Source organism: uncultured Sphingomonas sp. (assembly GCF_936927845.1).
Taxonomy (GTDB): Bacteria; Pseudomonadota; Alphaproteobacteria; order Sphingomonadales; family Sphingomonadaceae; genus Sphingomonas.
This window is the reverse complement of sequence record NZ_CAKZHV010000010.1, coordinates 1-12592: the sequence shown is the minus strand read 5'-3', so window position 1 is coordinate 12592 and position 12592 is coordinate 1. Positions and strand designations below refer to the sequence as shown.

9 protein-coding genes and 4 pseudogenes are annotated in these 12592 nt (G+C 67.7%); 6 read left to right on the top strand and 7 right to left on the bottom strand.

All coding sequences use genetic code 11. The features are described from left to right. A pseudogene (locus Q0579_RS02255) lies at positions 1–121 on the bottom strand (IS110 family transposase); the annotation flags it as partial. Between the two features lie 154 nt (positions 122–275). On the opposite strand from Q0579_RS02255, the pseudogene Q0579_RS02250 reads away from it, so the two are divergent. Further along, positions 276–593 (top strand): annotated as a pseudogene (locus Q0579_RS02250) (transposase); the annotation flags it as partial. A 311-nt stretch (positions 594–904) separates the two neighbouring features. Here Q0579_RS02250 and Q0579_RS02245 read toward each other — a convergent pair. From Q0579_RS02245 to Q0579_RS02225, 5 genes are read right to left on the bottom strand one after another with little or no spacing between them, the layout of a single operon-like run. Beyond that, entirely contained in the window at positions 905–2311 is a 1407-nt protein-coding gene (locus Q0579_RS02245; protein ID WP_298808689.1) for an efflux transporter outer membrane subunit, read from the bottom strand. 8 nt (positions 2312–2319) lie between these two features. Next, positions 2320–3213 (bottom strand): HlyD family secretion protein, encoded by an 894-nt coding sequence (locus tag Q0579_RS02240; RefSeq protein ID WP_298808687.1) that lies wholly within the window; start codon positions 3211–3213, stop codon positions 2320–2322. After that, positions 3210–3443: a DUF1656 domain-containing protein gene (locus tag Q0579_RS02235; RefSeq protein ID WP_298808684.1), complete on the bottom strand. Its 234-nt coding sequence runs from the start codon at positions 3441–3443 to the stop codon at positions 3210–3212. The genes Q0579_RS02240 and Q0579_RS02235 overlap by 4 nt, the downstream gene beginning before the upstream one ends. Continuing rightward, on the bottom strand, positions 3440–5461 hold the full coding sequence (locus Q0579_RS02230) for an FUSC family protein (protein WP_298808681.1): 2022 nt from the start codon (positions 5459–5461) through the stop codon (positions 3440–3442). Before Q0579_RS02230 ends, Q0579_RS02235 begins: the two co-directional genes overlap by 4 nt. After that, positions 5455–5934: a MarR family transcriptional regulator gene (locus Q0579_RS02225; RefSeq protein WP_298808676.1), complete on the bottom strand. Its 480-nt coding sequence runs from the start codon at positions 5932–5934 to the stop codon at positions 5455–5457. Before Q0579_RS02225 ends, Q0579_RS02230 begins: the two co-directional genes overlap by 7 nt. A gap of 204 nt (positions 5935–6138) precedes the next feature. Between Q0579_RS02225 and Q0579_RS02220 the strand changes: the two genes are divergently transcribed. The 4 genes from Q0579_RS02220 to dld all read left to right on the top strand — a co-directional run bounded on the left by Q0579_RS02220 (position 6139) and on the right by dld (position 11651). Further along, a complete protein-coding gene (locus tag Q0579_RS02220) occupies positions 6139–7920 on the top strand; it encodes an FUSC family protein (protein ID WP_298808674.1) in 1782 nt (593 codons plus the stop codon). Positions 7921–8017: 97 nt separating this feature from the next. After that, positions 8018–8818, top strand: a complete 801-nt coding sequence (locus Q0579_RS02215; protein ID WP_298808672.1) for an FCD domain-containing protein — start codon at positions 8018–8020, stop codon at positions 8816–8818. Beyond that, positions 8815–9948, top strand: a complete 1134-nt coding sequence (lldD, locus tag Q0579_RS02210; protein ID WP_298808670.1) for an FMN-dependent L-lactate dehydrogenase LldD — start codon at positions 8815–8817, stop codon at positions 9946–9948. The genes Q0579_RS02215 and lldD overlap by 4 nt, the downstream gene beginning before the upstream one ends. Next, the gene (dld, locus tag Q0579_RS02205) at positions 9945–11651 is read left to right on the top strand and encodes a D-lactate dehydrogenase (protein WP_298808668.1); all 1707 of its coding nucleotides are present in this window, start codon (positions 9945–9947) and stop codon (positions 11649–11651) included. Before lldD ends, dld begins: the two co-directional genes overlap by 4 nt. A 354-nt stretch (positions 11652–12005) precedes the next feature. On the opposite strand, the pseudogene Q0579_RS02200 reads toward dld, so the two are convergent. Next, positions 12006–12317: pseudogene (locus Q0579_RS02200) on the bottom strand (integrase core domain-containing protein); the annotation flags it as partial. Positions 12318–12471: 154 nt separating this feature from the next. On the opposite strand from Q0579_RS02200, the pseudogene Q0579_RS02195 reads away from it, so the two are divergent. Continuing rightward, positions 12472–12592: pseudogene (locus Q0579_RS02195) on the top strand (IS110 family transposase); the annotation flags it as partial.

Here is a 12592-nt window from a genome sequence, read left to right as displayed (position 1 = left end):
TGACGGTCATCCGCCGGCGCCGGCCGCCTTCCGGTCGCTCGATGAGAACCTCCTGTCGGCTCTTGGACATGTCGATGGCTACCAGCACGGCGCCGGCAGGCGTAGAGGTGAGCTTGGTCATGGTCGGTCGGCCTCCAAAGTGTTGTCTCGACAACCTCACTTTAGATACCTGCTGACCGGCCATGGCTTGCCCTGATGAAGTCTGCGGCCGCTACGCGGCCTTGTCTTCATCAGGGCCATAGCGGCTCCCGAACCAGCGCTTCCCAATGTGCTACGGCACCGAGCTGACCAGCCTGGCGATCCTGAGATGGACGCAGGAGCGCCCTATCGAGTGGCACTACATCGCGCCGGCCAAGCCGCACCAGAACGGCTACGTCGAGAGCTTCAACGGCCGCCTGCGCGACGAGTGCCTCAACGAGACGCTGTTCGTGTCGCTCGGCCATGCCCGCTCGGTGCTGAGGCTCTGGCGCGACGACTACAACCATGTGCGGCCGCATAGTGGTGTTGGCGGGCTGACGCCCGCCGATCCTGCCAGGCGGGTTGCGCAACCCCGCCCCGAGGGGCACCATACCAACCCCGGACTCCAGTTATAACTGGTAGAGCTTTGGGGAGCACGTCAGCCTGACGCAGATGGCGAACGATCCGCAAATCGGATCACGCCGGATTGCCGTTGTATTGGCCTCCGGCTTGCTCAAGCTGCAAGCGCGGCGAGCGGCACCATCTTACGGACTGTTCGATGATCGAGCTCCCGCCATGGAGTGGCTACTGGGGCATTAAATTCCCAACCAAGAAGTGCCATCGGGAGGAGCATTCATTGGGATTGCTTTTGTGAAGTGGGCGGAAAGCACCTGTTCAAAAGCACGTTCGGAGGGGCTAAATACAGGTGGAACGTCCACTCGCCGCATCACCCCCATCCACCACCCAGCGCCAGAAATAGCCGCACCTGATCGGCCGCCAGCCGCGCCTTGGACTGCGACACGGCACGGTCGGCCGCGACGATCGAGCGCTGCGCATCCAGCCGGGGGAGGAAACCGGTGCGCCCGCGCCGATACAACGTGTCCGCATCGCTTGCCGCGCGCGCCGTCTGCTGCTGCGCCTCGACCAGCGCGGCGTGGGAATCGAGGTCGCGGGCATAGACGGTGAGCGCGCTCTCCACCTCGCGCAGCGCAGTCAGCACGGTGCCGTCGAACCGGGCATAGGCGGCGTCGGCCTGAGCCTGCGCATCGGCGATCGAGGCGCGCACCCGCCGTCGATTGGGGAATTGCCACGAGATTAGGGGGCCGAGCGAGAACTTCAGCGTGTCGCCCGACAGGACATGGCTGTCCAAGCCGGTCGAGCCGACCGATGCGCCCAGGTTGACCTGCGGATAAAGATTGGCGGTCGTCACCCCGATCCGCGCGGTCGCGGCGCGCAATTCCCATTCCGCCCCCCGCACGTCCGGCCGCCGCTGCAACAGCGCGGCGCCGTCGCCGACCGGGATCGGCCGCGTCACACGCGGTATCTCGTGACAGGTCGCCACGTCGCGGTCGAACTCCGCCGGGGGACGGCCGGTCAGCGTCGCCAGCCGATAGAGCGCGACCTGCCGCGCCGCGACCATGCCGGGGATCGCGGCGCGTACCTGCGCCTCCTGCGCGCGGGAGCGGGTCAGTTCGGTCGGGATGCCACGTCCGGCGCGGATCATCCGTCCAGTCGACGTCGATTCCTGCTGTTGCACCGCCAGCGCATGGTCGGCGACCTCCAGATCCTCGCCCGCCGAACAGGCCTCGACATAGGCGCTGACGATCCCCGCTGCGACGGTGACGCGGACATTGTCCTGCGCCGCCTGCACCGCTGCCAGATCGGCCCCGGCCGCCTCGACCGCGCGGCGTACCTGTCCGAACAGGTCGAGCTGATAGGATACGCCCAGCCCCGCCGAATAGAGGAGGAAGGGCGGGAAATTGGTGTTGGGCATTAACTCGCCCTCGGGCGAGGGGCGCGCGATCCCGGGCGATGCCTGGATATCGGTTTGAACGCTTCGCCCGTCCTCGGTCCGGTCTAGCGCGGCGCGGGCTCGGGCCAGATTAGCCACCGCCACGCGCAGGTCAGTGTTGTTGCGCATCCCCTGCTCGATCAGCGCATCCAGCCGGGGATCGTCATACAGCTTCCACCAGTGATCGGGCATCGGGCCGGGGGCGAAGGCCCGCTCGTTCGAGCCGACGAAGCTGCCGGTGGCGGAGGGCCTGGCGATCACCGCCTTGTCGGGGCGGACATAGTCGGGGCCGACCGTGGTGCACCCCGCCAGCAGCAGGGAGGCCAGCGGTATCGAACGCAAGAGGCTCCTCACTGGGCCGCTCCCGCCACCGACGGCTGATCGGCCCGTGGCATCACCTCGACCGTCGCGGTACGCCCGGCGATCAGCGCCAGCCCGCGCGGCACCCGGTCGATCGCGACGCGCACCGGAATGCGCTGCGCCAGCCGGACCCAGGTGAAGGTCGGGTTGACGTCGGCCAGCATGTTCGCGCCCGCCCGCCGCTCGCGATCCTCGATGCCGCTGGCGATGCTGGTCACATGGCCGAGGATATAGCCCTGTTCGCCCATCAGCCGCGCACGAACCGGATCGCCGACATGGACGCGCGGCAGCTTCGTCTCCTCGAAATAGGCGGTGATGCGCAGCGAGGCCTTGTCGACGATCGCCAGCACCGCATGGCCCGCCACTGCATAGTCGCCGGGGCGCAAGTCGAAATTGCTGACCGTGCCGTCGACCGCGGATCGCACCACCGAGCGTTGCAGGTCGAGCCGCGCGCTGTCCAGCGCCACCCGCGCCTCCGCCACCGCGCTTTCCAGCCGTTCGAGCTTGTCGAGCGACTGTTCGCGCTGCTCGGCCGCGACCAGCTCGCCGAGTGCACGGTCGCGGGCCAGTTCGCGCCGGGCCTGTGCCGCCTGCGTCGTTTGCGCGGCCAGCGCCGCCTCGGCCCGCGCCACCGCCAGGCGGAAGCGTTTCTGGTCGATCTCGAACAGGGGGGTGCCCACCGTCACCTGCTGGTCATCCTTCACGAACACACGTGCGATCGGCCCGGCGACGTCGGGGGCGATCTGGACGATATCGGCCTGGACGCGCCCGTCGCGGGTCCAGGGGGCCTGCTCGTAACGCTGCCACAACGCATGGCAGAGCAGGATGGCGGCGACCACCAAAAGCAAGGTGACCGTGACGCGAAGGATGAGAAGCCGGTTCATAGGGGCCATTGCAACAGGGAAAAGGGGGAGGTGCCCGCCATGATGCTGGCAATGCCGCACCACAGGATGGCGGTCATGGCGATGTCGAACAGGCCGCGATGCCAGACGAAGTGATACAGGTCGGCCCGCCCGAGCAGCCAGGCGATCGCCTCCGCTAGCGGAAAGGCGATGATCGCGGCGATCAGCAGCGGGTGGACAAAGACCCCGGCAATGGCGATTTCGCGCATCATGCCGCGATCCCCGAATGCCGCCAAGCGGGCGCGGCGCCAAAGAAATTGCGGCGCAATCCGGTCAGCACCGCCAGCAATTCCTGCCGCACCGCAATCCCCTCCAACGTGGCAGCGCGTCCGATCGCCGCGTCCAGATCATGCCGCAGCAGTTCGTCGGGCTGTTTGTCGGGCTGGCGGACGCGGTTGCGATAGTGGCGGGCGATGTCGTCGCGCAGGCGCAACAGGTCGAGGCCCGCCGCATCCTGTTCGATCCGCTCCAGATCAATCACGCTCATGCCCACGCGTAATTCGCCCAGCACCGCCAGCGCCTGTCCACGATCCTCGGCCCCCGCCCCGCTCAGCCGCGCGGCGACCAGCCCGGCGCGGTCGAGCATCCGGCTGCGCCACGCCGCCGCCTCGCGCGCGTCGGTGCCGCGTGCCAGCCGTGCGAGGTCGCGCCACCCCGCTACGCGGATGCGGTGGATCGCCGTGCCCGCCGCGATCGAGCGCAGCAGTCGTGTCGCGGTGATCGCCATCACCACCGCCACCAGCAACCCGACCGTGGCGTTCAGGAACCGCGCCGCATCGAAGCTGAAGCGATTGTCGAGCGACAGGCTGCCCGGCACGGTCAGGATCAGCGGCATCATCCGGCCACTCCAGCGCGGCACCGTCATCAACGCGCCCACCACCAGCAGCATCGGGGCCAGCGCAAGCGCCAGCGTCACGAAATCATGGTTCTGCGGCAAGACGACGAACAGATAGGCCGCAGCGACCGGCACGCCGACCAGCGTCCAGATCAGGAAGCTGCGCTGTGCGGGCACGGGATCGTCCATCGTCGCGAACACGCAACAGATGATCGCCACCATCGTCGCGGCCCCCGCTCCGTCGGGCCAGGCGGTGGCGATCCAGAACAGGCAGCACCCCAGGATCGCCGCGACCGCCGCCAGCCCAGAGGACAGCGCCAACCCGTAATCGCGGTGCAGCGGTCGCGCGACCCGCTCCTTCAGCAGCGGCGCCAGCGCCTTGCCCCGCGCCCGGTCGGGGGCGACCAGCTGCGCCGCGAGCCGGTCGGTCGCCTCCCACAAGACGATCAGGTCGCGCAGCCGCACCAGCAGGTTGATCCGCAACAGCCCCGCCCAGTCGCCGCCGCCCTCACCTCCCAGCATCACGGTACAGCGTTCGAGCAGCGCGGCGCGCGCTTCTTCGTCCGGGGCGGCGATCCAGGCGCGGATATCGGCCAGCAACACGCGCACCTCCCCGGTCAGCGCGTCCGCCTCGCTCAGCTGGCGACAGCGATCCTCGATCGCGGTGATCAGCGGCAGGACCGACACCATCCGGTCCTGCAACGTGCCCAGCAATGCGCGGGTCGAGCGCGCCGGGCCGGTGTCGAACGGCACATGCGTCGCCAGCCCGTGCAGCTCGGACAGGTCGGTGAGCAACCGCTGGCGTTCGCGGTCCAGCCGGGCGGGCGCTTCCTCGGCCATGCTGTCGCTGATCCAGGCGCGCATGTCCGCCATCATCGCCGCCACCCGCCCCGCCAGCGCATCGGTGACGCTGCTGGGAAAGACCACCGCATGGACCACCGCCGCGCACAGCACGCCAATGCCGATCTCCTGCGCGCGCGATATGGCGATGGTGAACACCACCTCGGGCGCGGCGACGCTGGAAAAGCCGATGATCGCCGCCGTGTAGCCGCTCAGCATAAACATATAGGAACGCGGCGTCCGATCGAGCAGCGACACGAACAGGCACCCGCCGACCCAAGCGGCCAGCAGCAGCGACAGCAGCATCGGCATGTCGACAAAGGCGGGGACCAGCGCCACCGCCACCACCGCGCCGACCAGCGTGCCGACCAGCCGGTATACCGCCTTGGACCGTACCGCGCCGCTTAGCGGCTGACTGGTGATATAGACGGTGGTGAGCGCCCAGAAGGGGCGGTCCAGGCTGATGGCGAACGCGATCAGCAGCGACAGCATCGCCGCAATATAGCTGTTTACCGAGAAGATCGCCGCCCGGACCGACGGATAGCCGTTCAGCACACCGGATCGTCGCGGCGTTCCAGGTCGTCGACCCGCGCCTGAAGCCGCTCCAGCACGTCCAGCGCGATTTGCAGGTCCGACGGGGCGATCCCGTCGAACAGCTCCTCGCGCACCTGCGCCACGCGCACCTCGGCCAGCACCGCCATGTCGCGCCCCGCCTCGGTCAAATGCACCTTGCGCGCGCGGCGGTCGGCGGGATCGACCTCGCGCCGGACCAGCCCGCCCCGCTCCATATCGTCGATCAGCGGCACGATCGTCGGTGCCTCGACCCCCAGCTTCTCGGCCAGCACGCCCTGGCGCACGCCATCATCCATCCGCCCGAGCATCATCACCGCCAGCCCTCCGGTCTGCGACACCGGCAGATCGGTCAGCTCACGGTCGAGATGACGGCGATAGCGGCGCGCGAACTGGATCAGCAGCGATCCCAATCGGCGTTGGACGATAGCAGTGGAGTCGGGAGCGTTGGAAGACATGAATAGTTCGATAGCTAATTATTCGATGACTTGCCATCCTCTTTCCGCTATCGATTTCATTCCATCATCGGGGAACCCGCCATCACGGCGGACGCAGGACGCTGGGGCATGGTCGGGCTTGAAGATGCGGTATCGAAACTCTTTCCCACGACAGGAAGGCCACTGACGCCGCGCCGTGGATCGCGTCTGAGCGGGTCGCGCCTCATGCGATCGACCGCGCGGCGGCTGGAACTGCGTTCGATCGACCTGGCGCCCGAGCATTACGACCTGTCCGAAGGGCTTCGCGCCGCGCTGGCGGTCGGGGTGCCGTTGCTGGTCGCGGTGCTGGCCCACCGCCCCGCATGGGGATGGGCGGTGTTCGCCGCGTTCTGGACATGCCTGTGCGACATGCCCGCGCCGGACCGGCTGCGACGGCGGTTGCTGGGGCTATTCGTGCTGGGCGGTGGAGTCGTGGCGCTTGTCGGATCGTGGGTAACCCATCTTTATGCGGGGTTCTATCCCGGCGTTTCTCCCGACGCGGCTATGCTGACCGGGCCGGCATTGGTCTTCCTGGCGGTGCTGGGCGGATCGCGGATCGCCTGGGGCGATGGGCTGGGCACGTTGCTGGCGGTGGTCGCGGTGGTCGCGGTCGGTTATCTCAAGCCGATCGACCTTGCCGCGATGCAGGCGGCGGCCTTCGTTGTAGGGTCGGCCTGGGCCTATCTGCTCATCAATTTCCTGTGGCGGTTCGATCCGGCGCTACCGCTACGACGGTTAACCGATGCGGCAATCCTGCGGATGCTCGACATGATCGAGGGTCTGGGTGACGGCGATCCGCACCGGCATGGCGCGCATCGCCGATCGGTGCGACTGGGAATCGAGCGGCTCCGCACGCTACTCGCCCGCTATGCCGACGATCCGGCCCGCGTCGCGAGCGTGTGGCGCGACCTGGAGGTGGCGGAGGCGATCTTCGGCGCGCTGATCGCGCTGGATCAGGCGGGGATCGACCGCACCATGCCCGAGGAGGAAATGGCGGTCGTTGCACGAAGCACGCGCGCCGTGCTGCTAAGCTGGCGCGAGCGGGTGCGGCAAGGCCCGACCGATGATGCCCTGCCCGACCGGCTGATGGCCCGTCTATCGCGTAGCCGAGACCGGCTGGCCGATCCGGTTGCGATCGGATGCCTCACCGCGATCTTGCAGGCCGGGGCGCAACTGTCGCAACCGGCCGAGCCGCCCGCCCCCTCCCCCTTGCGGCCCATCGCGCCGCTGTACCGCGCCGCGCGCGCCGCTGCACGACAGGCGGCGGGGCTGGTCGCGGTCTATTATGCCGCGATCAGCTTTCACCTCGGCTATCCCTATTGGGCGGCGATGGCGGTCGTCGTGGTGCTGCGCGGTGAAGCAAGGGTCACCTGGACGCGCGCGGTGGAGCGGATCGTCGGCAGTCTGCTGGGCGGCGGGATCACCCTGTTGCTGCTGCCGTTCGTTGCCGCACCGCCCGCACTGGTCGGAATTGCCATCGCACTGGCGACGATCGCCATTCCGTTGCGCGCGGTGAACTACACCGTGTTCGTCATCTTCCTGACGATGCTGTTCGTAATCGTCACCGAAACGCTGCAACCGGGCGCGGGGATCGCCTCGGCCCGGATGCTGGACAATGTGATCGGCAGCATCGCGGCCCTGCTCGCGGCGCTGTGGCTGTGGCCCGAGCGCGGCGCCACCCTGCGCGAGCTGATCCAGGCGGGGATCGACGCCAACCAACGTTATGCGCAGTCGGTGCGCGACGACCGCCCCCCTGCCGAGATGGAGGAGGCACGCCGGGCCGCTGGACTGGCCAGCGTCGCGGCCGAGATCGCGCTGCACGATCCCAAGGCATCCTTCCACCGCCGCCGCGCCTCGCCGCAGGAGCGCGCCGCCATCGCCGCGCTTCGTCGCACCGCCGGGGAAGCCGCGATCCTGCGCCATCGCGCGCTTGGACTAGCGCAATATAGCAGCTTGGTCCTACCGTAAATAATTTTGGGCTAAACCATATTGATGGCCTCGAAGACGAGGCGCAGTTACACCTCCGTCTGGTGGACCCGATCATGGTCCAACCAAAGGAGTCGCAATGGCATCCCTTCCCCCCGCCGAACCCGCCAGCCGCGTCGTCGACCGGCTGGTCGAGTCGATCGAGGCGCTGATCGCCGAACAGCGGCTGATGCCCGGCCAGCGCATTCCGTCCGAACGCGCGCTGGCCGAGCGGCTGGGCACCTCGCGGGGCAGTTTGCGCGAGGCGATCCTGCGGCTGAGCGCGCAGGGTCGCCTGACGATCGGCAAACGGGGCAGCGTGATTGCCACCCCTGCGGCCGGGCAATGGGCGCAATCGACCATCGCCGCCCCACTCGGCGCGCTGCTGGCGAGCGATCCCGGCTATGCCCGCGACGTGCTGGAAACGCGGATGGGACTGGAGCGACAGGCCGCCTATCACGCCGCGCTACGCGCCCGGCCGGGGGATCGCGACCTGATCCGCCACGCCTTCGATGCGATGCAGGCCAGCCATGCCGAAGGCGATCCGGCGGTGGAGGCACAGGCCGACGCCGCCTTCCACCTCGCGATCGCGCAGGCCTCGCACAACGCGGTGCTGCATTCGGTGATGTCGAGCATGTTCGGCCTGCTGCGCGCCAGCATCTCCGAAAGCCTCGGCAAGCTCTATACCGTGCCGCGCACCCGCGAGCATCTGTCCGAACAGCATTCCCGCCTGATGGAAGCGATCCTCGCCGGCGATGCCGAGAGCGCGCGCGACGCCTCCGACGACCATATCGGCTTTATCGAGGCGACGATCCGCAGCGTCGACGAGGAACACGCGCGGATGGCACGCGCCGAGGCGCTTCACTCTTCCATGACCAGGTTACAGGAGCATCGCCCGTGATCATCTCCGCCCCCACCGACTTCCGCGAGGCTGCGCGCCGTCGCCTGCCCCGGTTCCTGTTCGACTATATCGACGGCGGGGCCAATGCCGAGCACACGCTGCGCCGCAACGTCGAGGATCTGTCGGGCATCGCGCTGCGCCAGCGCGTGCTGCGCGATGTGGCCGACCTGCATCTCGATACCGAGCTGTTCGGACGCAAGCTGGCGATGCCGGTGGTGCTGGCCCCTGTCGGATTGACCGGCATGTATGCCCGGCGTGGCGAGACACAGGCGGCGCGTGCGGCGGCCAAGGCGGGCGTGCCCTTCACACTCTCCACCGTCTCGGTCTGTTCTATCGCCGAGGTGCAGGCGGCTTCGTCCGCGCCGATCTGGTTCCAGCTTTACGTGCTGAAGGATCGCGGCTTCATGCGCGACGCGCTCGAACGCGCACAGGCGGCGGGGGTGCAGACGCTGATCTTCACCGTCGACATGCCGGTGCCCGGCTCACGCTATCGCGACCGCCATTCGGGCATGTCGGGGCCCGGCGCGCCGGTGCGCCGCGTGGCGCAGGCGATGACCCATCCGCATTGGGCGTGGAATGTGGGACTGCGCGGGCGGCCGCACGATTTGGGCAATATCTCCGCCTATCGCGGCCATCCGACCGCGCTGGAGGATTATATCGGCTGGCTGGGCGCTAATTTCGATCCATCCATCTCGTGGCGCGATCTGGAATGGATCCGCGACTTCTGGAAGGGATCGATGGTCATCAAGGGCATCCTTGACGAGGGCGACGCCCGCGACGCGGTGCGGTTCGGCGCGGACGGGATCGTGGTGTCCAACCATGGCGGGCGCCAGCTCGACGGCGTGCTGTCCAGCGCCCGTGCGCTGCCCGCCATCGCCGATGCGGTTTCGGGATCGCTCAAGATCCTGGCCGATTCCGGCATCCGCTCGGGGCTCGACGTGGTGCGGATGCTGGCGCTGGGCGCGGACACGGTGATGATCGGCCGCGCCTTCATCTATGCGCTGGCGGCGGCCGGAGAGGCCGGGGTGAGCGAATTGCTGAATCTGTTCGCCGCCGAGGTGCGCGTCGCCATGGCGCTGACCGGAGCGAAATCGATCGCGGACCTCGACCGGGGAGCCCTGGTGGCATGAGCGATGATTCCCTGAACGCCGCGCTGGTCGCCGCCCTCGCCGCGATCGTCGGCGAGGCCGAGGTGCTGACCGACCCGGCGCGCACGCTGCGTTTCCGCACCGGCATGCGCTTCGGCAACGGCCCCGTCGCGGCGGTGGTCCGCCCCGCCACGCTGGTCGAGCAATGGCGGGTGTTGCAGGCCTGCATCGCGGCGGGCGCGGCGGTCATCATGCAGGCGGCCAATACCGGGCTGACCGGCGGATCGACCCCGGACGGCGACGATTACGATCGCCCGCTCGTCATCATCAACACGATGCGCGTCACCGGGCTGCATCTGATCGACGAGGGGCGACAGGTGGTGTGCCTGCCAGGCACGACGCTCTACGATCTGGAACGCGCGCTGGCCCCGATCGGGCGGGAGCCGCATTCGGTGATCGGATCGTCGTGCATCGGCGCATCGGTGTTCGGCGGCATCTGCAACAATTCGGGCGGCGCGCTGATCCGGCGCGGGCCGGCCTATACCGAATTGGCGCTGTTCGCCCGGGTGGACGAGGCAGGACGGCTGCAACTGGTCAACCATCTCGGCATCGCGCTGGGCGGCGATCCCGAGACGATCCTCGACCGGGTGGAGCGCGGAGCCTTCACCCCCACAGACATCGCGCATGATCCGGCGCGCGCCGCCTCCGACCATCGCTATGCCGATCATGTGCGCCAGATCGATGCCGCCACGCCGGCGCGGTTCAATGCCGATCCCGGCCGACTGTTCGAGGCGTCGGGCAGCGCGGGCAAGGTGATGCTGCTCGCCGCACGGCTCGACACCTTCGCGCGCGATGCAGACAGCGCCGTCTTCTATATCGGCACCAATGATCCGGCCGAGCTGGAGGACCTGCGCCGTGACATGCTCGGCGGGTTCACCACCCTGCCCGTTTCGGCCGAGTATATGCACCGCGATGCGTTCGATATCGCGGCGGTCTATGGCAAGGACACCTTCCTCGCGATCCGCCATCTGGGCACCGACCGGCTGCCCGCGATGTTCGCGATGAAGGCACGGGTCGACGCGCTGGCCGCGAAGCTGAAGATCCTGCCCCGTCACCTCAGCGACCGGGTCATGCAGGCGGGCTCTCGCCTGTTTCCCAGCCACCTGCCCAGGCGGATGGTCGACTATCGCGACCGGTTCGAACATCATCTGATGCTGCGCACCTCGGGTGACGGCATCGCGGAGACGCGCGCCTATCTGAACGGCAAGTTCCCCAGCGTGACCGGCGATGCGTTCGAATGCACGCCCGACGAGGGCGCCAAGGCGTTCCTGCACCGTTTCGCGGCGGCGGGCGCGGCGATCCGCTATCGCGAGGTGCATCCCGATACGGTGGAGGACATCGTCGCGCTCGACATCGCTCTGCGCCGCAACGACCGCGACTGGTTCGAGACGCTGCCCCCCGCGATCGAGGGGCACATCCTGCACAAGCTCTATTACGGCCACTTCTTCTGCCATGTGCTGCATCAGGATTACGTCATTGCCAAGGGCCATGACCCCATCGCGGTCGAGGAGGCAATGTGGGCGCTGCTCGACGCGCGCGGCGCGGAATATCCCGCTGAGCATAATGTCGGCCACCTTTATCACGCGAAGCCGGCGCTGACTGACCATTACCGCGCACTTGACCCGTGCAACTGCATGAACCCCGGCATCGGCAAGACCACGAAGCGGGCGCACTGGCATCGCTGATCCGGCGGGGCTTGGCTTGCCCCATATAGATGAGGATGCTCGCTCAGTCGGGGTGCGAAAGCGCCGCCATACCAACGTTACAATCGGACTCAAGCCACATCGGGGAACGCAAACGACACCATCTATCTCATGTACGCCGCTTACAAGCCGGACCACGGGGCCGATCTGTGCCCGATCGCCTCGAACTATTACTCAAACCGATAGGATGAATTGCGACCCCGTGCGGATGCGGGTGGCTCGGCATGGTCGATCCTGCGCCCGAACGTAGTGCCGAGCGACGCCGCTGGCGACGCGAGGAACATCGCGACAGTTATTGGAGCCTATGCCGAGATGACCGTGACGTGCTCCCCATTTTCAGGCCGCTAATAAGTTAGCTTCGGTGTCCTCGTGCCCGTGGCGCGGGCGGTCGGTAAACTCGGCGGGTGCCATGCCGCCGAGGCTGCTGTGCGGACGCACGGTGTTGTAGTCCGTCCGCCATGCCTCGATGATCCGTCTCGCCGCAGGCAGCGAGGGGAACAGGTGCTCGTTCAGACATTCGTCGCGTAAGCGACCATTGAACGATTCCACAAAGCCGTTCTGCTGCGGCTTGCCGGGCGCAATGTAATGCCACTCGACGCCGGTGTCCTGACACCAGGCGAGCACGGCATGACTGGTCAGTTCGGTGCCATAGCACATTGGGAAGCGCTGGTTTGGGAGCCGCTATGGCCCTGATGAAGACAAGGCCGCGTAGCGGCCGCAGGCTTCATCAGGGCAAGCCATGACCGGTCAGCAGGTATCTAAAGTGAGGTTGTCGAGACAACACTTTGGAGGCTGACCGACCATGACCAAGCTCACCTCTACGCCTGCCGGCGCCGTGCTGGTAGCTATCGATATGTCCAAGAGCCGGCAGGAGGTTCTCATCGAGCGACCGGAAGGCGGCCGGCGCCGGCGGATGACCGTCA

Coding starts and splice junctions, on each gene's coding strand:
- Q0579_RS02220 (WP_298808674.1), top strand. CDS start 6,139: ATGCGATCGACCGCGCGGCGGCTGGAACTGCGTTCGATCGACCTGGCG.
- Q0579_RS02240 (WP_298808687.1), bottom strand. CDS start 3,213: ATGAACCGGCTTCTCATCCTTCGCGTCACGGTCACCTTGCTTTTGGTG.
- Q0579_RS02235 (WP_298808684.1), bottom strand. CDS start 3,443: ATGATGCGCGAAATCGCCATTGCCGGGGTCTTTGTCCACCCGCTGCTG.
- dld (WP_298808668.1), top strand. CDS start 9,945: ATGAGCGATGATTCCCTGAACGCCGCGCTGGTCGCCGCCCTCGCCGCG.
- Q0579_RS02215 (WP_298808672.1), top strand. CDS start 8,018: ATGGCATCCCTTCCCCCCGCCGAACCCGCCAGCCGCGTCGTCGACCGG.
- Q0579_RS02225 (WP_298808676.1), bottom strand. CDS start 5,934: ATGTCTTCCAACGCTCCCGACTCCACTGCTATCGTCCAACGCCGATTG.